Source organism: Pontitalea aquivivens (assembly GCF_046507575.1).
GTDB lineage: Bacteria > Pseudomonadota > Alphaproteobacteria > Rhodobacterales > Rhodobacteraceae > Pontitalea > Pontitalea aquivivens.
In genome coordinates this window covers 65,652-86,946 of sequence record NZ_JBKFEY010000005.1, presented here as the reverse complement: position 1 = coordinate 86,946, position 21,295 = coordinate 65,652, and the positions used below count along the sequence as shown (strand labels likewise).

4 protein-coding genes are annotated in these 21,295 nt (G+C 66.4%); all 4 read left to right on the top strand.

Annotation, left to right across the window (positions count from 1 at the left end):
* Positions 1-191 precede the first annotated feature (191 nt).
* The 4 genes from ACK8OU_RS08845 (at position 192) to ACK8OU_RS08830 (ending at position 21,076) form a co-directional block, all read left to right on the top strand.
* Positions 192-635, top strand: coding sequence for an invasion associated locus B family protein (locus ACK8OU_RS08845; protein ID WP_410303012.1), 444 nt, complete (start codon positions 192-194; stop codon positions 633-635).
* A complete protein-coding gene (locus ACK8OU_RS08840) occupies positions 632-2,146 on the top strand; it encodes a ShlB/FhaC/HecB family hemolysin secretion/activation protein (RefSeq protein WP_410303011.1) in 1,515 nt (504 codons plus the stop codon). The genes ACK8OU_RS08845 and ACK8OU_RS08840 overlap by 4 nt, the downstream gene beginning before the upstream one ends.
* Before the next feature lie 20 nt (positions 2,147-2,166).
* A complete protein-coding gene (locus ACK8OU_RS08835; protein WP_410303010.1) occupies positions 2,167-2,733 on the top strand; it encodes an invasion associated locus B family protein in 567 nt (188 codons plus the stop codon).
* A 76-nt stretch (positions 2,734-2,809) separates the two neighbouring features.
* On the top strand, positions 2,810-21,076 hold the full coding sequence (locus ACK8OU_RS08830; protein WP_410303009.1) for a leukotoxin LktA family filamentous adhesin: 18,267 nt from the start codon (positions 2,810-2,812) through the stop codon (positions 21,074-21,076).
* The last annotated feature ends 219 nt before the right edge of the window (positions 21,077-21,295 follow it).

Sequence of the window (21,295 nt, the reverse complement as noted above, 5' to 3'; positions counted from 1 at the left end):
GATATATCTTAAAGTTTAAAAAAGACGCGCAATGGCAACAAAAGAGTTGACCGAAGAATAAAGATTATCCAAAAGTTAATGGAATTTTCGTTTCATGTCTTTATGGTGCGGGTTTGCGGCTTCATGTGAGGGTTGCCTTTTCAAGGTGTGTTTCCAAGGTCCGTTTGTCCGGGCCTGCGTGCGTATTTGCCATGGGCCTTGCCGCCGCTGATCCCGCTTTTTCCGCGCAGCAATTTGGCGATTGGGACCTGGCCTGTGATGGTCAGGCCGCTTGTGTCATCGCGCAAAGCCTGATGGCCGATGATCGCAGCTGGCTTGCAACCGTGATGATGCGGCCCGACACCGATACGTCGGGGGCGCTTGTCCAGGTGGTCGTGCCGGCGGGCGTGCATCTGGCCTCGGGGCTTTATCTGCAGCACGGCGGATCGGATGCGCTGGCTGCGCGCTGGCTGGTCTGCAGCCCTGAAAACTGTCGCGCCGAACTGCGCCTTGCGGCGGTCGATCTGGCCGCGTGGAAGACCGGGCGCGCGGCGCAGATCCGCTATCGCGCGCGGCTCGATGGGCCGGTGGTGGCGTTCGATCTGTCGCTGATGGGGATCACGGCGGCACTGGATGCAGCAGGAGGAAGCCGATGACGCGCTGGCGGGGTCTGGTTCTGGCTGCGGTTCTGGGGCTGGCGGTGCAGGCCGCGCAGGCCGAAACATTTACCTTGCGTGGCGTGACCTTTTCGGACTCGATCTACCTGACCGAGGGCCAGTTGCAGGGCGCGGTCGCCCCCTATCTGAACCGCCCGATCACCTTTGATGACGTTCAGAAGATGCTGGCCGATATCGACCGGCTTTACGTCCTGTCGGGGGTCGTGACCGCGCGCGCGGTGCTTTTGCCGCAAGAGGTGCCCGACGGCATCGTCAAGCTGGACCTGATCGAGGCCGAGATCGGCGCGGTGCAGGTTGAACCGCTGGGTGGCACCCGCGCCGATTTCATCCGCCGCAACCTGTCGGTCGCGGAAGGCGAAAGGCCTGATTATGAGGCGCTGGAACGTGACCTGCGTATCTTTGAGCTGGCCCATGATTTCGTGCCACAGCTGACATTCGGCCCGGGTGAGGCGGCCGGCACCGTGAACGCGGTGATCGGCGGCGACGTGCCCGAACGGTTCACCTGGACGGGCTCGCTTGACAATTTCGGCACCGAGGAAACCGGCGAGATCCGCGCGACAATCGCGGGCCGCTGGGCCAATGTGTCAGGTATTCGCGACACGCTGTCGTTTCAGTTGCAGGGATCCGAGGGCAGCTATTCCGGCGCGCTTGGCTATTCGCGGCCCGTGGGCGGCTGGCAGGGCGGACGGATGACCGCGACGCTCAGCTATACCAATTCCAACGTGATCCGCGCCGATTTCGCCGTGCTCGACATCGTGTCGGATACGGTCCAGGCTTCGGTGGGCTATCGCGTGCCGTTCCGCGTGCAGCCGGACCGCCATTTCATGTTCGACATCTCGCTGGTGGCCGAGGATACAACTTCGACGCTGGGCGATGTGCCGTTCCAGACCACAACCCTGATCGAGATCGTGCCGCAGCTGTCCTGGTCGCGCAAATGGGACCGGCAAAGTCTGTCGCTTTCGGCGGGGCTGAAGATTGGCGCATCGGACACGCTGGAAACCTCGGAAACCGAGGGCAGCTATGCGCTGGTGTTCGGTAGTGCCAATTATGCGCGCCGGGTGGGCGAGACGCTGGGCTTTGAGGCATCCGCGATCGTGCAGCTGGCCCCGGACCAGAACCTGCCGGTGCCGCGCCTGATCAGCGCGGGCGGCATTTCCACGATGCGCGGCTATGCCAATAACATCCGCAGCGGTGACAGCGGCGTGATCCTGCACACCCAGATTTCGCGTCTGGTGCCCTGGGATCTGGGTGAACGGGTTCGCGTCACGCCCTTCGCCTTTGCCGATGGTGCGTTGGTCGTGCCCTACCGGACCGATGGCAGCATCAACATGGATCAGGACCTTTTGCTGTCGGTCGGCGCGGGCGCGCGCATCGATATGGGCGCGGATCTGAGCGGGCTGGTGATGGTGGGTGTGCCCCTGCGCGAGACGCTTGGCACCGATGATCAGGGTGGCGGCCGGTTCTATGCCGGCTTTGATTACAGATTTTGACTGAACGACGGAGAGACCACGTGAAAAGACTTCTGGGCACAATCCTCGCTGCCTCCCTGCTGGCGGCCCCCGCGCTTGCCGAGGATCCAAAGCCCCTCGCAAAGCCGGGTTCCGAAGGCGTGGCCGCGGCCACCGGCGGCAGCGAGATCGCGAACAACACCGCCTATGGCGATTGGGTCGTGCAATGCGAGGCGGTCACCACCTCGCGTAACGTCTGCCGCATCGTGCAGGAGCTCAGCCGCGCGGATACGAACGAACTGGTGGTCCGCTTCATCGCGCTGCCTGCGGCCGAGGACACGGCGATCCTGTTGGCGCAGGTGCCGATCGGCGTCTACCTGCCGGGTGGTGCGGTCTACCGGCTGGAAGGCAAGGATGAAGAAGAGCAGCGCGAGATGATCTGGCAGCGTTGCATGGGTGATCTGTGCGAGGCGGCGTTGTCGATCGAGGCCGACGAGATGGCCAAATTCGCCGAAGCCGGGGGCATCCTGTTCGGCTATCGCCCCGACATCGCGGCCGAGCCGGTGATCGTGCGCGCCGAAGTTGCGGGTTTCGGCGAAGCGGTTGCGGCCATTCGCCCCGCGAATTGATGCGGGCGGGCGCCGGTTGACCGGCGCTCGCTGTTTTGCCCGGGTTCGGGCAGTTTGATGGGTTGGAGTATCGGACATGGCACAATTGGTTCATGCCAGGGCGGGCAGGCTGCGCGGGGTTCTGGCGCGTTCGGTTGCCTATGTCTCCAGCTTTGCGGTGGCGGTTGCGCCAAGCCTTCCGGCCTATGCCGATGTGATCGCCAGTGGCGCGACCGCCACGACGGTTGCAACCACTGGCGGGGTCACCGACGTCACCACCACCACCGTCAGCGGCGCGGGCATCGCCTATAACGCCTTCAGCGAATTCAACGTAAACATTGGCACCACGGTGAACCTGTATCAGCCGACCGGCGCCAAGGCGCTGGTCAACGTGGTGCAAAGCGTGGGCAGCACGCCCAGCCGGATTGACGGCACGCTGAACACCTTCGCCGGCGCGCCGGGCAGCGCCACGGGCGGCAGCAATGTCTTCATCGTGGACCCGAACGGCTTTGTCGTCGGCGCCAGCGGCGTGATCAATGCCAGCCGTCTGACGATGTCGACCGCGACCCAGGCCTTTGGTCAGGCGCTGTTGGACGAAGCGGCCACGGGCAACTCCAGCTATGCCGAGCGTCTGTTCGGGGGCACCGAAGATCTGTCCGCGGCCAGTATCGAAACCTATGGCGTGATCAACGCCAGCCGCCTTGATCTGCGCGCGGGCGCACGGATGTTGCTGGGCGGGCAGATCAACGTGGTCGATACGGCGCCCGACGCGGCCGGCGTGGTGTCGGTCGTCAATACCGAGGCGATCGAACAGGCCAGCGGTGTGTCGACCCAGGGCGGTGTCCTGCGCTTTACCTCGGGCACGGGCGGAACCGAGATTTCGGGCCAGATCACCGCGCGCCGCAACGGCGCGGGCGGTGTGGTGACGGGCAAGTCCGAGGGCGATATCACGCTGAAATCCGGCGTCATCAACGTCACCGGCGCCGCCAACGCCGATGCGGCGGGTTCGGTCCTGCTGTTCGCCGAAGGCTCGGCCCGGATGGACGCAGGGATGGTGATCAATGCCCAGTCGGTCGCAGGCAATGGCGGGTTCGTTTTCATCGAGGCAAAGGCCGAGGATTCCACCTTTGATCCGTCCGGCGCGGTCACGCTGGCCACGCCCTCGATCGTGGCGCAGGGCGCGCTGCTGACCCATGGCGGTGGGACTAACGGCTATTCCTGGCTGTCGGGCGAAACCGTCGAGGTGACGGGCACCTTGCGGACCGAGGGCGGCGATCTGCTGATTTCGGCCGATGAGGGCGTGGTGATGCGCGCCAATGCGGCCATCGACAGCCGCCGCGGCGGCGGGGCGGCCACTGCCGGGAACGTCGTCGTCTCGGCCCCGGCGATCGTGATGCAGAACGCGTCCAGCATCCGGGCCACCGGGTCGGGGGCCACGGGCGGCGGGCTGGTCGCGCTGATCGCGCGCGATGGGACCGACGATCCGCGCTGGAACATCAATGTCGAAAGCAACAAGGCCCTGATCCGGCTGGAAAACGCGTCGATCAGCGCGGGCGCCGTGGTGATCAGCGCGACGGCCAGGACCGCCAACATCCTGGGCGCGGATGACGCCGCGCTGGAAGAACAGCAGCTTGAGGATTACGAGGGCCAGCAGGCCAGCGTCGAGGACCAGCTGATCGATTTCCTCGGCACGGTCGAGGATACCGTGATCAGCGTGATGGAGCAGGGGCTTCAGTCGCTGCAGGCCGCGATTCCCGTGCAGGTGCAGGTGATGGCCGCCGATGCGCGGATCGTGATCACCGACAGCGACATCACCGCTGACGGCAACTGGAAGGGCAAGGCGCTGACGGTCGCCAGCGATTTCACCGGCGACACCGAAACACGCGGGATCTTTGCGGCGGACGGCCTTCTGGAAGGCGGGCTTTCGTTGTTCGGCACCACGGGGCCTGCGTTCAACGTGACGCTGCCCACCGCCTTCGACCCCTCGCAGGACGCGATCTTCGTTCATGCCCATGCCCAGACTGATGTGGCGATCGCGCCCAAGGCCTATGCGCTTGGCGTTGGCGTTTCGGTCACCAATACCGATGCCCGCGTGCAGATCCGCAATTCTGACCTGCGCTCGATCGGGGGGACGACGGGGGCGGCGCGTGACATTGCGGTGCGCAGCACGGCCAGCGAGAACCTGAACGTTTCGATCGCGCCGTCGAAGGTCGCGGGAATTTCCATTGGTGTGATCGTGGCGGTCCATGCGCTGCGCAACCAGCTGGTGGTGGACGGCGGCAGCATCACCTCTGCGGGCAGGCTGGATGTGGCGGCGCTGAGCACGCGCAACCATGCGACCTCGGTCGTGTCGAATGCGGGCATGGATGGCAAGGGCGCTGTCGCGCTGAACGTCGAGATCGGCAATGCCCTGACCGAGGCTGCCCTTGGCGGCACGATCCGTACCCGGGGCGATCTTAATCTGGATGCCGAGACGCTGTATTTCGGCAAGGCACATACCACATCATCGACGCTGGGGCTGGCCGACCCGCTAAAGACCGCGATCAACAATACCGCCCCGGTCACGGCGCTGAAGTCCAAGGTCACCGAGGTGACCAATTCGATCAAGGAACGACTGTCGGGCAAGAAGAAGGAAGACGAAAACCCGGACGAGGAAAAGAAACCGGGCTTTGCCTTTGGCCTGTCCTTCGACCTGCAGATCGACCGCGACGACACCTATGCGACGCTGGGTGGCAAGTGGCGTGATCTGGCCAACGATCGCGCGTTGGTGGCGCTGGGGCCGACCTCGGTGCAGACCGGGACACTGGGGGCGGTCAATGTAACCTCGGTCCTGCGCTTTGCCGGCACGGCCGAGGGGGGCACGGAATTGTCGCGTAACATCGACGCCTCGATGGGCTTCCTTGACCGCGTGGCCGAGGCAGAGCTTGCGCGCATCAACGCCGCGCTCGCCGAAGCGGGTCAGCCGACCGTGACAAAGGAAGATCTGGTCGGTCAATACGGCAATGCAGTGTTCCTCAATGGCTCGGTCATGCTGATGAGCGGCGAGACCGTGGCCGAGATCGGCAGCAATGCCACGATTACCCAGGCCACCGCGGTCAACGTGAACGCGCAGACGCTTTATCCAGAATTCAACCGCTTCACCGATGTGCGCGACGCCTTCGTCGATTTCGCCACTGCCGTGTCGGAATTCAGCCTGATTGAAGGCGAGGTTGACGAAAACGCCGAGGCGGCCCCCGCCCCGGAACTGCCCGATGTCATGGCGCTCGCCGATCTGGGTAATTATCTGACCACCTATACCGGCGCCTATGCCGAACAGAATGAGGTGGATGCCCCCGAGGGTGGCGAGACAAAGTCGCAAAACCTTGCGGTGGCGGTGTCGGTCAATGTGTTCAACACAGACAACACCACGCGCGCGGTGATCCGTGACGGGGCGAAAATCGACCTGTCCGCCGAAAACCCCGAGGGCGAACCGATGCTGGCCGGCGCGGTCAGTGTCAATGCTGTTCAGCGCGGGCTTTACACCCATATGCAGAACTTCCCGACGGATCTGCGTACCGTTACCAACCCACTGGAATCGAACGATAACGTTGCCAATACCGTGGGCGGGGCCGCGACTGTGGCGCGCACCGCATCCCGCGTTGAGGCGCTGATCGAGGGCAACGCCCAGATCACGGCCGAAACGCTGGACATTGACGCGCACAACCGCGCTATCGTGTTCAACCTGGTCTATGCGGGCGGGTCAGCCGCCAATGTGGCGATCAACGCCGCGATCGCGGCGCAGGCGGTGGAAAACGTCACTGTGGCGCGACTGTCCGATCAGGCGGTCGTCACCACCGGCGATCTGACCATCGGCGCGCGCGACGACAGCGTGATCATCGGTCTGGCCGGGGCCTTTGCCGGATCGGATGGTGCGGTCAGCGTCGGCGCTTCGGGTGTTGTGAACTTTGCCAAGCGGCAGCTTTACGCCGGCATCGGGCCTGCGGATCGCGGCACGGCGCTGACGGGCACCGCGGGCGAGACGCGCATCATCGCCGACACGCTGACAATCACCGCCGACAATCAGGCGATCACGGTGGCTACCTCGGTGGCGGGCTCGCGCGTCAGCGGCAAGCCGGTTGATGACAGCCCGACGCCCCCGGCGGATGAGACCAACGACGAGGACATGATCATCCCGTCCTGGCTGTTTGCCGAGGACGAGACCGACGCGCTCAGCGCCCAGAACGGCGTCGATGCGCCTGACGATTCCGGGGGCGCGCAGTCGAAGACCGGCTGGGGCGTAGCGGGGGCAGCGACCGTCAACCTGATGCTGCGCAACGAAACCGTGGCCGAGATCGCCAGCAACGCGCGGATCGACCTGACCGGCGCGCTGACGCTGACGGCGCAGAACACCTCTTACGGGATCACCGGGGCTGGCGCGGTTTCGGCGGGCCTTGGCACGACGCAGAAAAACAACGCGCTGGCCGGGGCCTTTGCGGTCACGGTGGATGAACGTGACGTGCTGGCATTGCTGCGCGGGGCGACGATTTCGGCCGACAGCATCGCCGTGCGCGCCGATGACACGTCGGTCGTGGTGGGCGTGGCGGTGGGCGGCGCGGGGTCCTCGAACGGCAAGGTGACGCTGGCCGGTTCGGTAGCGGTCAATGTTCTGACCGGCGAGACGCGCACCGATGTGGTGGATGCGACGCTGACCGGCGTGGGCGATATCGGCCTTGAGGCCAGGGATCGCTCGCTGACGGTGGGCGTTGGCGGCGCGGTTTCGATCAACATGACCGCCTCGGAAGGGGCGGGCGTGGGTATCGGCATCGCGGTCAACGTGGTTGACCGGGGTGCCCGGACCCGCGTGTCGGGCGCAACGCTGATCGAGGCGGACGCGCTGCGGATCGCGGCGCTGAGCCGCGCACAGGTCTTCGGCTTTGCCGTCTCGGTCGGCGCGGGCAAGACCGCGCTGGCGGGTGGCGTTGCGGTGAACACGATCACCGGGGGCGCGCAGGCGCGGGTCGGCAATGACAGCGGGCCGCGCATGGGCATCAAGGCGGGCAGCCTTTCGATCACCGCCGTGGAAGATAATCAGATCTGGTCGCTGGCGGGGGCGCTGACGATCGGGCGCAAGACCGCCGTGGGCGGTGCGCTGACGGCCAATGTCATTGTCATTTCCTCGGGCGCGGAACTGGTGAACACCGATGTCGCCGCGCGCGATCTGACCGCCGATGCCCCCGAGGGCACCGAGGCGCCGACCCTGGGCGCGGTCAACGTCAGCGCCGAAAGCCAAAGCCTGATCGGCACGCTGGCGGTCGCGGGTGCCGTTGCGGGCGAAGGCACGGCGGTGGGCGTCGGTCTGTCGGGCAACACGATCACGGCGGGGTTGACCACCTCGGTCGAAGGCAGCACGATTTCCCAGGCGGAGTCTGTCCAGCTTTTGGCGGACAACACCCGGATCATCCGCAGCCTTGGCGGCGGTGTGGCCGGGTCAGGGCGCGGCGCGGGCGGCTTTGCCGCGACGCTGAACCTGTTGATCGCCAATGATACTATCGTCACGCTGGACGGGGCCCGGATCACCACCCGCGGCGACATCCTGGCCGAGGCCAGGGCCAGTGGCACGATCCAGACCGCCGCGGTGGCGGTCTCGGCCTCGGGCAACAATTCGATCGGCGGGGCGGCGACGGTCAATGTGTCCACCGGGCAGACCCGGACCTCGGCCAATGGCGCGACGCTGGAGGCGGGCGGCGTGCTGGCGCTGAAGGCGACCGACGCGCAGACGATCCAAAGCCTTGCGGGCGGCGCGGCGCTGTCGTCGGGCGGCTCGGGCGTGGGCGCGGCGCTGGCCGCCAATGTCATCGTTCACGACACGGTCGTGCAGGCGAATGGCGCGGGCCTGACCGCGCGCGGGGGCGATCTGTCGCTGCTGTCGGCGAATGCGGCGCTGATTGAATCGCTTTCGGTCGGGCTGGCGGTCTCGGGCGGCAGTGTGGCGGTGGCCGGGTCGATCTCGGTCGGCTATATCGGCAACAAGACCCGCGTGACAGCGGATGGCAGCAGCTTTGTCGCGGGTACCGAGGCGATCGCGGAAACGCCGGACACCCCGGCGGTGGCCGCCGATCCGCGCGCGATTACGCTGGCGGCGGACAAGACCAGCACGATCCGCATCCTGTCGGGCTCGGCCGCGGGGTCGGGCAGCACGGCGGTGGGGGCCGCGGTGACGGTTGCGGTGATCCAGGATACGGTGACCACCGATCTGGTCGCCAACGCGCGTATCTTTGGCGGCGCGCTGAATGTCTCGGCCTCGAACCGGGCCAGCATCGACGCGATCGCCATTGCGGGCGCGGCCTCGGGCAGCACGGCTGTGGCGGGGTCCTTCGTCTATACCCAGATCGGCAAGCCGCCATCGGATGCGGCCAGCGTACCGGTCACCGCCACGCCCGCGGCCAGCGCCCCGGAAGAGGGCGAGACCAGCGACCCCGCCGCCGATGGCACCGCCGAGGCGAATGCGCAGCGCGATGGCGCGCTGGCGGCGATCCGCGATCGCGGGGGCTATCAGGGCTCGATCGACCTGAATGCGGCCAATGATGTGACGCGCGCGCGGCTGGCGCTGTCGGCCCCTGATATCGAGGTTGCGGGCATCGACATCGCCACAACCGAAGTGTCCAACATCCGTTCGTTCGCGGGAACGCTGGCGGCCAGCGGCAACGTGGGCGTGGGCGTGGGCATTGGCGTCAACCTGTTGTTTGGCCGGACCGAGGCCGAGCTGGTCATCCCCGAGGCCGCGACCGCGCGCACCAATGGCGTCGATATGCGCGTTGCCGCCAGCCAGCGCGGCACGATCGACACGCTGGGCGTGGCGCTTGGCGGCGCGGGCACCGTGGGCGGGGCCGGGTCGATCCTGGTCAACGTCTTTGACCGCGCGGTGTTGTCGCGCGTGATCGGTGCGGATACCGATGGCGATGGTCAGGTAGAGGATGCGATCCTGCTGACCGAGGGCGGCGATGTTCTGGTCAGCGCCGATCAGTCGGGCACGATCAATGCGTTGGCGGGCGTCGTCGCGGTCGGCGGCGTGGCCGGTGTGGGGGGCGCCTTTGGCGTGTCGGTTTTGGCAGATCGCAACGAGGCCGCGATCGAGGCGGTGCGGGTGAATACCGCGCTGTCCGAACCTGCCATCGCGGCGCGTCCGCTGTGGGATGCGGGCCGGGTCGATGTGCTGGCCAGCAACGAAGTCGAACTGCTGTCGGTCGTGGCGGCGGCCGCGGGCGGCGGCAAGGGCGCCTTTGGCGGCAGCGTGGCGGTGAATGTGGCACAAGGGTCCGTCACGGCGGCGCTGCGGCGGGCGACGGTGCACGCCAGCGCCGTGCAGGTCGCGGCGGATGTGTCCAACAAACTTAGCGCCAATGCGGGCGCGCTGTCGGTCGGCGGCTTCTTTGCGGGCGGCATGGGCGTGACCACCAACGTGTCGCGCATGAATGTGCTGGCCGATATTGACGCGAGCACCTTGCGCGCGGATGGTGATCTGCGGCTGCTGGCCAATGCCAATACCGCGATGTCGGGCATCGCGGTCGGCGGGGCGGCGACGATCGGTGTGGCGCTGGTCGGCACTGGCGTCGGCAACAGCGCGAAGAACACCGTTTCGGCGCTGATCCGCAACACCGGCGCGGAAACCGGTTTCGGCGGCTCTGACGTGCTGACGCGCGGCAGCGCGCTGGTGCGCGCGGCGGGCACCAACACGATCACCCTTTCGGCCACCGAAGACGATCTGGAACAGGGTGACTCGAACGGCGCCGGCGTGAACCTGAACTTTTCGGTCGGGGCGGCGGGGATCGGCGTTGCGGTTTCGGTCAATGAAACCGCGAATGCGATCACGGCGGGGATCGCGGACGGTTCTCGCCTGATCGCGCTGGGGGAAACCGCGATCAGCGATGGCCGTCTGGGCACGTTCCGCGGGGCGGGCTTTGACGCGCTGGCCAATACCACGATCGATGTGGTGACGGTGAACGCGGCCGGTGGTTTGCTGGCGGCGGTGTCGGGGCTTTTGACCTTCAACGTGGTGTCGGATGTGGCGCGCGTGCAGATCGGCGGGGGTACCGGCGCCCGTGCCGCGATCGTGAACGGTCCGCTGGCCGGTGAGACCGATCCGGCCAATGATCCCGCGCGCGAAATCGGCGCGGTCTTTGACGCCGAGGGCGAGCCGCTGGCCAACCTGGCGCAGGACACGATCCTGCGCGCCGATGTGGTCAACGACATCGAGGCCTATACCCTGGGCGTCGCGGTCGGCGGTGGTTATTCGGCCGGTGCGGCTTCGGGCAACAACCTGATCGCCAGCACTGCCGAGATCGAGCTGAACTTTGGCAATGTCGCGGCCGCGCGCCATGTGACGGCCAATGCCACGGTCGATACCGCGCTGGACGCCTGGGTTCTGGGCGTCGGTGGCGGCTTTGTCGGGGCGGCGGGCAGTGTCGATGTGAATGTTGTCACTTCAAAGGCACGGATCGCGGTTCTGGGCTCGCAGGTGGATGCGGGGCTGCGCAATGCGGCGGGCGCGCTAAGCTTTGGCACCCTGGCCAGGACCGACCTGTTCACCGTTGCGGGTGGGGTTGCGGGCGGCGCCGGTGCGGCGGCCGGCGGCTTTACCATCAACGTGCTTGATACGACCTCTGAAATCGTGGTCGAGGATCGTCCCGACACGACCGCCGGCGAGACGCTGACCGCGCGCAGCCTGCTGTCGGCGGCGCAGGATGTGACGCTGGGCGCGCGCACCGAAAACACAACCGAAGGCTATGCCGCAAGTGCGGCGGGCGGTTTTGTGGGCGTGGCGCTGGCGGCCAATGTCAATCTGGTGCAGTCCGACACGCGCGTCGATATCGGCGCGGGAAGCACTGTGCGCGCGGGCCGCAACCTTGGGTTGCGCGCAACCGAGGTCAGCCGGATCGCCGGCCAGTCGGGCAGTCTTGGCGCGGGCGCCGTCGGGGCGGGGGCCTCGCTGGACTATGTGAATTTTGCGGCCAATACCGCCGTGCGGATCGGGGCGGGGGCGCAGGTGCGCGCGGCGGGCAGTCTGACGGCGGCGGCGCTGGCGCAGCGCGACGTGGCATCAACCGTTGGCGTGGGCGGCATCGGTCTTGGCGGCTTGTCGGCAGCGACCTCGGTGATCGAGATCGGCGGTCTTGCGCAGGACGGTAAATCCGACCGCGATGCGGCGCTGGCCGATATCCAGCGCAGCCTGAACGAGGATCAGGATACCGGCAGCGCGGGCGACAAGGGCCGCGCCTCGGATCTGGCGGCCTATGCGGGCGGCGCGGATACGCGCGCCCGGATGGTGGCGGCGCGGCAGGCGGTCGATGTCTCTGGTGTTGCGGCGGTGGATGGCATCGGCGTGTCTCTGGGTGACGCTGCCGTGCTGGAGGCTGCGGGCGCGGTCACGCTGTCCTCGCTGGGCGAGCTGAAGGTGGTGCAGCGCGTGGGCAGCCTGTCGGGCGGGCTGGTGGGCATCTCGGCCGCGGTCGGGGTTGTCACGGTCGAGACCGACAGCAGCGTGCAGATCGGGCGCAATGCGCAGATTCGCTCGGATGGGGCGATCACGCTTGTCTCGCGGATTGCGGGGCTGAACGGTGGGCTTGCGGTGGACAGCCGCGTGGCCTCTGTCGCGGCCTCGGGCACGGCGGGGGCTGCGGCCGGGATTTCGGCGGTGTCGGCCAGCGCCGATGCGCGGATCGTGGCTGCACCCGGCGCGGTCCTGGGCGGTCTGAGCGCGCAGCGCGCCGGATCGCTGACGATCACGGCCGAGCGCACCGACAGCGTCAAAGCCGAGGTCTACAACCTTTCGGTCTCTGGCCTTGGGGGTGTGGGCGCCGCGGTGGCCACGGTGCGCAACCAGGGTCAGACGCTGATCAGCCTGGGCGGAACGGATGGCGCCGCCAGCCGGATCGAGGCGACGACCGTCAGCCTGCGGGCGCGTGATGGAAGCGTCGTGCGCGCCGAGGCCGAAGGCGCGACCGGCGGGGCGTTCCTGGCGGGCAACGGCGCCTCTGCCACGGCCGAAAGCCAGGGCGAACAGCGCGTGGCGCTAACCAACACCACGGTGCGGGCACAAAGCCTGACCCTTTCGAACCGCAGCCAGGCCCGGGCCGAGGCAGATGCCAAAGGGATTTCGGTGGCGGGGGGCCTTGCGATCGGGGCTTCGGTCGCGCGGGCGCAGATGGCGTCCAGCGTGGCGACGACGCTGGCGGGCGGTTCCATCAGCGCGACCACGGTGAACCTTTCGACCGGGATCGACGCGCTGAGCGGCACCAATTCCTGGGCGCGGGCAATATCTTCCTCGGGCGGGATCCTGTCGGGCAATGGTGCGGATGCGCGGGCCTGGCTGGATTATGACGTGGCCACGACGATCAGCGGCGTGATCAACGCGGCGGGCACCGTCACGATCCTGAGTGACGCCGCCGCCGCCAGAAGCCGTGCGATTGCCAATGGCAAATCCTTTGGCGTTGCGGCGGTCGGGCTGGTTCTGGCGCAGACCGGGCAATCGGCGGGGCGGACCGCCTCGGTTGTGACCACGGTGCAACAGGGCGAAATCGCCGCGCGTGGCGCGGTCAGCATCACCTCGTCGAACGCACCCGACATGGCGGTGGATCTGACCTCGGGGTCGGGCGGGGTTGTGCAGGGCTCGGGCGCGGAGGCGTTGGTCAACGTACGCACCCGCACGCGTACCGACATTGGCACCACGGGGGCTGCGACGGTGGCTTCGGACACGGCCTCGGTCGTGATCGCGGCCGGGCATGCGGCGCGCGTCGACAGTGTGCTGGACAACCGCGCGGGTGCGCTGATCGGTGCCTCGGGCGCGAAGACCCGGACCGAGGTTGCCAGCCAGGTCGGAACCACGATCGGCGGGCAGACCAAGGTCTTTGCCCGCGATCTGGACATTTCCGCCGCCAATGGCGTGACGCGGCCTTATCGCGATTACAACATCAAATCGGCTTCGGGCGGGGCGATCGACGTTCCGGCGATGGTGTCGCGGGTGACGGTGGATGCCACGACCGATCTGGATGTGAATTCGGGCGCGCAGATCGTGCAGACGGGTGATGCCTTCAACCCGGGCACGTTCAACCTTGGCATTACGACCAACATGGTGCTGTCGGACCGGCTGTTCCTGGATGCGGGCGGCGCGGTGGCGGTGCCGGTGGGCGATTCCAACGTGCAGGTGCGGACCAACAACGCCACTGTGACGATCGGTGCGGCCACGCTGCTGGGCCTGGGCGAAATGGCGATCTATAATGGTGGCAATGCCGATCTGCGGTCCGAGGTGGATACCAAATCCTATGGTCTGGCGGGGGCGGCGACCTCGATCACGCGGGCGAGCTATAACGCGGCCAACACGATCCGGCTGACCAGTGGCGCCGATCTGGAATCACTGGGCGATGTCCGGCTGATGGCGGGCCATGTCAAGAACGCGGTGCAGACCGTGAAGTTGCGCGCCGAGGCGCGCGCCTACAACAAGACCGCCTTCCCGATCAACATCGACCCGGTGGCCGATGCGATCGCCAACACCAACTCGCTGGTCGACATCGGCGAGGGGGCCAGGGTCACCTCGGTGCGCGACGTCTATCTGTTGTCCGAAGCAGGTAGCCGCGATGTGCTGGGCTATGGCCGGGGCAAGGACCTGTACCGCGAGGTACTGGCCGAGGTGGCGAACTTTTTCGCCGGTCTGGTCGGCGCGGGCGACGTTAGCCTGGACATCGAGACCGGGCGCAGCATCGACACCAATACCGACGGGATCCTGGTCAATGGCCATGTCCGCGCCGGGTCGCGCAACAAGCAGGTTCTGATCCTGGGCCTTGACGGCGCGGGCAACTACACGCTGCTGAACGACCAGACCTCGCAAGAGGGCAACCCCGATGCGGTCTATGACAATGCCTGGGCCGACGATATCGGCTGGACGGTGACGCGAAACGTCGCCCCCGCGGTCGATCTGCAGAACCGGATCAACGAGATCAACGGCTATCTGGCCAACCCCTACCTGACCAGCAGCGCGGGCGATGTGCGCGATGGTTCGGGCAATCTGGTGTCCAGCACCGATCCGATCCGGCAGGCCTGGATTTCCGAACTTTCGACGCTGCGGGCGCGGCAGGCGGGCGTTGCCGGGCTGCGGGTGGACTGGGTCAAGCTGGACCCGATCATCGCCGTCGAGGGCAACATCGTGATGCGCGCCGATTATGTGCAGGGCACGCAGACGGGCGAGTTGAACGCGCCGGGTGATGCGCTGATCAAGGTTTGGATCGAAAGCGGCGCCTGGCTGGAAACCGACAGCATGACCATTCCCACCGCAGCGGGCGGGCGGATCACGCTTAATGACGTGTTGGTGGCCAATACCGATGAGGTGCGGGTGCAGTCGGGCTATCGCCCGGGCCCCTATGCCTTCAACATGATTTCGGGCGAGGATGATTCTGACCCCAAGATCGAGGTGGTAACCTTCACCCCCGACACCGGGGCGCGCGGCGATGGCACGATCATCGTGGGCGGCGATCTGCTGAATCTGCGCGGCGAGGCCTTCGTGAATTCGAACGCGGGTTCGGTGGACATCCGCGCCGACATTTCGGCCCGGACGATCCGGGTGAATGCCAAGGCCGACGTGATCGTGGGCTATCAGCCGGGTGTGCGCAACATCGGCGCCTCTCCCGAGGGGCAATATGCCGAATACTTTGCCGCCCGGCAGGATCTGCTGCGCTTCAACCCGTTCGTGGTGACGCCCGTCAGCGGCCCTGGCGCGCCCTTCACCGGGCCGGTCAACATCCCCGACGATTTCGTGCTGCTGCCGACCGAGGGCGGGCTGCGTGCGGGGCGCAACGTCTATATCACCGCGGATGTGCTGAACATCAACGGTCTGATCCAGGCGGGCACCGGCACCTTCGATGTGACGATCCTGGCCGGAATTGAGGCGGAGCTGAACGCGCTGCGGCTGGAAAACGGCCGCTCGGGCCGGGTGCTGATCCATGACACGGCCTTCCCGGAAAACGAGCGGGTGGCGAAATCGGCCAACATTACCGCCAACACCAACGTCAAGGTCTATTACAACTACGACACCGACCAGCTTGAGCTGGACGACATGTATGTGCGCGGCGGCACGGTGATGATCACCGGCAACATCATCTCGACCGGCAATGGCCGCATCGAGGCGCTGGACGGGTTCGGCCGGGTCAATATCAACAGTGCCGCAACGACCGATCTGGTGGTGCGCCGCATCGACCTGGGCGGAGAGCAGGACGGTACGCGCGGCCTGGCCGGGCTGGTTCGGATCACCGACACCTCGAAGACGGTGGCGGGCGGCAATTTCCTGATCACCGATTATGTCCGTAACGGCGGCGCGCTGGAGGTCTATAACAACGCGGGCCCGATCGGCACGGTGGCCTATACCAACAAGGTCGGTGAAAACCCCGACGGCACGGACATCACGGTGACGCTTTACAAGCCGGGTGATCTGGTGTCGCGCACCACCGCCAATGGCGGGCGCTCGGCCAGCTATGATCCGACGCAGAACCGTGACCTGATCTATGTCACCGCCGAACGCACCACGCGCGAATGGGACATGAAGCGCGAAGAGCTGATCGTGATCGGCATTACCGGGTCCAAGCGCAAGAAGGTCGTCAACACCCGCGTCATGACCACCGATGAGACCGAGTCGCTGGGTTCTGCGCCCTATATCGGCGCCTCGCTGGCGGGCTATGGCGACTATCCCTATGCGATGCGCGGCAATTACTATGTCGAATCCTTCACCAAGTCGCCCGAGGTGAAAACGCATGACTCGGTGCGCTGGTGGAAGCTGGGTTCGGGCTGGCGGCATTACGAATGGACCGAGACGCTTGTCACGGTGCAGCGCTATGAACACCGGCTGAAGGCGGATTATCCGATCTCGATCTATTTCAACGGGGCTGACACGGCCGAACTGAACATCAACACCACGGGCAACGTGATCTTCTCGACTGCGATCCTGAACGAACTGGGCTCGACCAATGTGACCTCGTTGCAAGGGTCAATCCTGACGGGATCCAAGGATGTGATCCTGAGCACCGCCGACACGGTGCTGAGCGCGGTGAACGGGTCGATCCGTGGCGTGGACGGCGAATTCCGCCTGAACCAGACCGCCACCGGCACACTGAGCCTGGTCGCGGGCGATCTGATCGATGTGCGCGAACAGCGCGGCAACATGAACATTGTGCGTGCAGAAACGCTGCGCCGGCCTGCGGGCGCGGCCACTGCGCAGGTCGGCACGGTGCGGTTGACCGCGCAAGGCAGCATCGTCCAGGTGGGCGACGGGGCCATCGTGAAGGGTTCCGACGTTGTGCTGACCGCCGAGGACGGGGGGCTTGGAACCTCGGGCGCGCAACCTTTCCGCATCGACACCGACGGCGGTACGCTGACCGCGCGGGCACGCAACAGCCTGTTCGTCGAAGAAATGACCGGCGATCTGGGCCTGCGCGAGGTGGTCTCTTCGGCCGGTGATGTGACGCTGATCGCGCGCGACGGCTCGATTCTGGACCGCAACAATGTCGAAACGCGCGACATCCGCACGCTGGAGGAACTGCGCAAGCTGTGGGCTGACGAACTGGGGCTTTACGGTGAAGAGGCCATCGCGCGCCGCACCGCGGATCTGATCGCGAACATCGAAGACGACCGCACCCAGCTTTACCACGACTATTGGGCACGGCGCGGGGCGGGCAGCAGCGCGACCTTCACCCTTGACCCCACGCTTGAGGCTGGTCTGCGCCGCGATGTGACGCTGGAAAACGGCACCGTGATCCCGGGTTGGGATGACGCGCGGATCAACGCCTATGTCGCCGAGCGTCAGGCGCTGTTCGATGGCTGGAACGCCGCCGAAACAGCCTATGATCCGAACCGCCGCATCACGCTGGCGCCTGCGGATCTGGATGCGGTCTATGCCGACACCATCGCCTGGTCAGAAGAGTCTCTGCAGCGGTCGCTGCGCGCGGGCCTGGTGCGGGTGCGCGAAACCGGCGATACCCAGATCCGGGTCGAGGATCCGAACGTCCGCGCGGCAGGCAACATCACCCTGATCGCGCGGGATTCCATCGGCGAACTGCTTGACCCCTATGTGATCGAGCGGCGCACCGGCGCGCTGACCGATGCCGACCTTGAGGTGCTGTTCGGCGCCGAGCGTCAGGACATCGTCATCGATGAGGTGACCGGCCAGATCCGCATCCGCCAGAACGAGGATCTGAACTTTGCCTTCGACGCGGTCGATGGGGCGGGCAATGCCTTCGGTTCGCTGCGCGCAATCGCCGGAACGCAGGAAATCTTCCTGTCGGCTTTGACCCCCGCGACGATTTCGCGGGTGGAAAGCACCGGCCGGGTGGATCTGCGGATCGATGGCAACATGGTCGACAATGCCGATACGGGCAGCCAGGCCGTGCAGGGCGGGGTGATCATTCTGGAAGCGGGCAATGCGGGCGCGATCGGGGCGGCCGACAAGCCGCTGACCGTCAACGTTCTGGATGGCGGATCGTTGACGGCGCGGGCGGGCAAGGGGCTTTACGTCCACGCGCCGGTGTCCGGCCTGCCGCTGCGCGAGATTTTTTCGGGCGGGGCGGTTTCGCTGGTGGCGGCGGGGGCGATCACCGATCTGGTGGGCGCGGATGTGCCGCGCATCATCTCGGGCGGGGCGCTGCTGTTGGATGGGGCCTCGATCGGCACGGTTGACGCGCTTCTGGGCATCCGCATGGATGATACGACCGGGGCGACCGCGACGGTGATCACGCGAATGGGCGATGTGCACCTCAAGGCCTATTCGGACCTGCCGCTGGAGCGCGCGCGGATCGCGGGCGGTGGCCGGATCGTGCTGGCACCGGGCAGCCTGATGCGGCTTGTGTCGCAAGATACGGTGGTCTTTGGTGCCGATGCGATACTGGTGCTGGACCTGCCCGAGGGCATCGACACCAGCGCCTCGGACGGGATCGATGTCGCAGGCGGCACTTTGCAGGTGATCTCGAACGGAACCTTCGGGACGGTGACCAAGCCGATCGTCACCGATCTGGCGGTGCTGGATTATCGTGCGGCAGATCTGCTGGGAACGGTGCGCGACACCTCGCTCTTCCTCAGCGACCTTGGTACGCTGCGGCTGGAAAATGCGCTGATGAACGCCAACGCGGGGTCCAGAACCAATGTCGTCGCAGCGCAGGATCTGTCGGTCGGGCTGGCGCAATCGGTCGGGTTGACGCAGCTTTCCGCCGGGCGTGACCTGACCGATGGCCGGATCATTGCCGAACGGGCCGAGCTGACCGCCGGTCGGCACATGGGTGGCACCAGCCGGCTGGACCTGACCGTGGCGGCCTTCCAGGCCGAGACACTGCAGGATGGCGATGCCACGCTTCTATTGCGCGACCGCGACGTGACGATCGACTTTGTCACGCTGAACGGCACTGGTGCATTGGACCTGATCGCGCGGAACGGCGCGACCTTGCTGAAGGCCGGCGCGGGGATCACCACGCAGGCTGGCGACCTGCGGATGCGGACCGAGGATCTGACCGCCGATGCCGACATCCGTTCGGATTCGGGCGATGTCGATCTGGGCGTCGATGGCACTTTCCTGACGGCTGCGGATGTCTCGATCCGGTCGACGGGGGGTAACGTGCTGCTGACGGCATCCGGTCAGACCAGTCTTGGCGCGCGCAACGTGATTGCATCGTCGGATGGTAACGTCGGCGTTGCGGTTGGTGCCGATCTGCTGACGGGCAACGACGTGGCGGTCCGCAGCGATATGGGCACGGTTGGCGTTTCGGTCGACGGCAACGCCACGATCGGCGATGACAACCTGATCCGTACGCTGAACGCCACTGATGGTGCCCTGCGGGTGACCGTGGGTGGCCAACTGGCCGTGGGCGCGCAAACGGTGCCGTTGATCCAGGCCAATGCCGATGGCGCGCTGGCGGTGCTTCGTTTTGGCTCGGTGCTCAATACCGGGCCGACGGGCCTGCGAGTGCAGGTCGCGCGCATCGACAGCGTGGTCGAAACCGGCGACAGCCACCTGCGCGAGGAAGATGCGATCATCGTTGAACAGGTGGTGGCGAATGCCGGGAACGTCGATCTGTATACCGGCGGTGATACGATCCTGCGCCGCGCGGTGGCCGGCGGGGCAGGGGGCGGCACGGTCGTCATCGGGTCAGGCGGGGCGTTGCTGGGCGATACCCCGGATGTGACCGGATCGCTGATCAAGCTGTTCGCCTTTGGTGGGCGCCTGGGCGCCGAGGCAGCGGGCACCGCGATGCGGGCGGACACCGCCCCGGGCGCCGAGGTCTGGCTCCTGGCGCGTGACACGCTGGATTATGCCGAACGCGCAGGCGATCTGCGGCTGGCGGCGGGCTTCTCGATGACCGGGGATGCCACGATCCGGGCCGAGGCGGGTGGGATCACCGCTGGTGTCCTGGGCGCGGCGGGCACGCTGGCACTGGATGCGGTCGGCATGCTGGACGTCAATCTGGTCGGGCGCAGCGCGATCGACATCGCCGATGAAGTTGGTCTGCGCCTGGTCGATGATGTGCCCACGCGCTATGGCAGCTATGAGGTCGCCTCGCCCGAGCGTCTGGTGCTGCGCGCGCGCGGCGCGGGGTCGGCGCTGCGGCTGGGGCTTGGCAACGTCAAGGGGCTGGCCGCGCTTTACGCCGACACGCTGGACGCCAACCTTTACGACGTCACCCCCGAAGACGGGCTGCGCCTGATGTTGGCCGACAACACGATGGAAGGCTTTGCGCTGACCGATGTGCATGTGATCGGTGACGGGCCGCGGATCGACCTGACCGATCCTTTCCAGGATGTGCGTCCGCTGCTGGCGGGCCGTTTCCTGGCCAAGCTGCGCCCCGAGGACGAGACCCAAAGCACCGCCGATGGTCTGCTGACCATCGCGTTTGCCCGGATTGCCGAGGGGCAGGTGACCCATGCCGGGCCGCGTATCCTGGGCGAAGACATCGTGATCAATGGCGATGTCTGGTTCCGTCAGCGCACCTTCGACCTGCTGGCGACGGTGGCCTATCGCCAGCTTGACGTGACCGCGGATGGCCAGGTTCTGGCCTGGCGGTTCGAGCCGGGCGCGACGCGGCCTGTCACTGGCAAGATCGGCTTTGATCTGGCGGATGAGATCACGCTGACGACCCGGCATGTCTTCCCGCTGAACCGGCGTCTGGGCGGGGTCAGCCTGAACGGCGGACAGGGGTTTGTCTTTGGCGTGGGATCGGAAACGCAGATCATGGTCAACCCGTTCCTGCGCAACATCGGTGACCCGGGCGTGGTCACGCCGCTGTTCTCGAAAGAGTTCGGATCGGGTATGCAGGGCGGGGAAAACCCGGTGCTGAAATTCCCGTTGGTGCTGGCGGCCTTGTAAGCCATGGGCTGGCCTTCGGGCCGGCCCCCGGCCTTTTGTCCCGGGCATAACCCCTGCGAAGGCCTGACTTGCCGCATCCCGGGGTCTGATGCCGCAGGTGGCAGAATGCTATGGAAATTCGGTCAGTCTATGCCGCGTCCAAGGGAGGCGTGGTCAATCTGACGCGCGCCTGGCGGCAGAACTCGTACCCCGTATTCGCGCGAACTGTGTGTGCCCGGG

Bases quoted from the DNA above. Each gene is read 5' to 3' on its own strand.
- ACK8OU_RS08845 (WP_410303012.1), top strand. From the start codon at position 192: ATGGGCCTTGCCGCCGCTGATCCCGCTTTTTCCGCGCAGCAATTTGGC.
- ACK8OU_RS08840 (WP_410303011.1), top strand. From the start codon at position 632: ATGACGCGCTGGCGGGGTCTGGTTCTGGCTGCGGTTCTGGGGCTGGCG.
- ACK8OU_RS08830 (WP_410303009.1), top strand. From the start codon at position 2,810: ATGGCACAATTGGTTCATGCCAGGGCGGGCAGGCTGCGCGGGGTTCTG.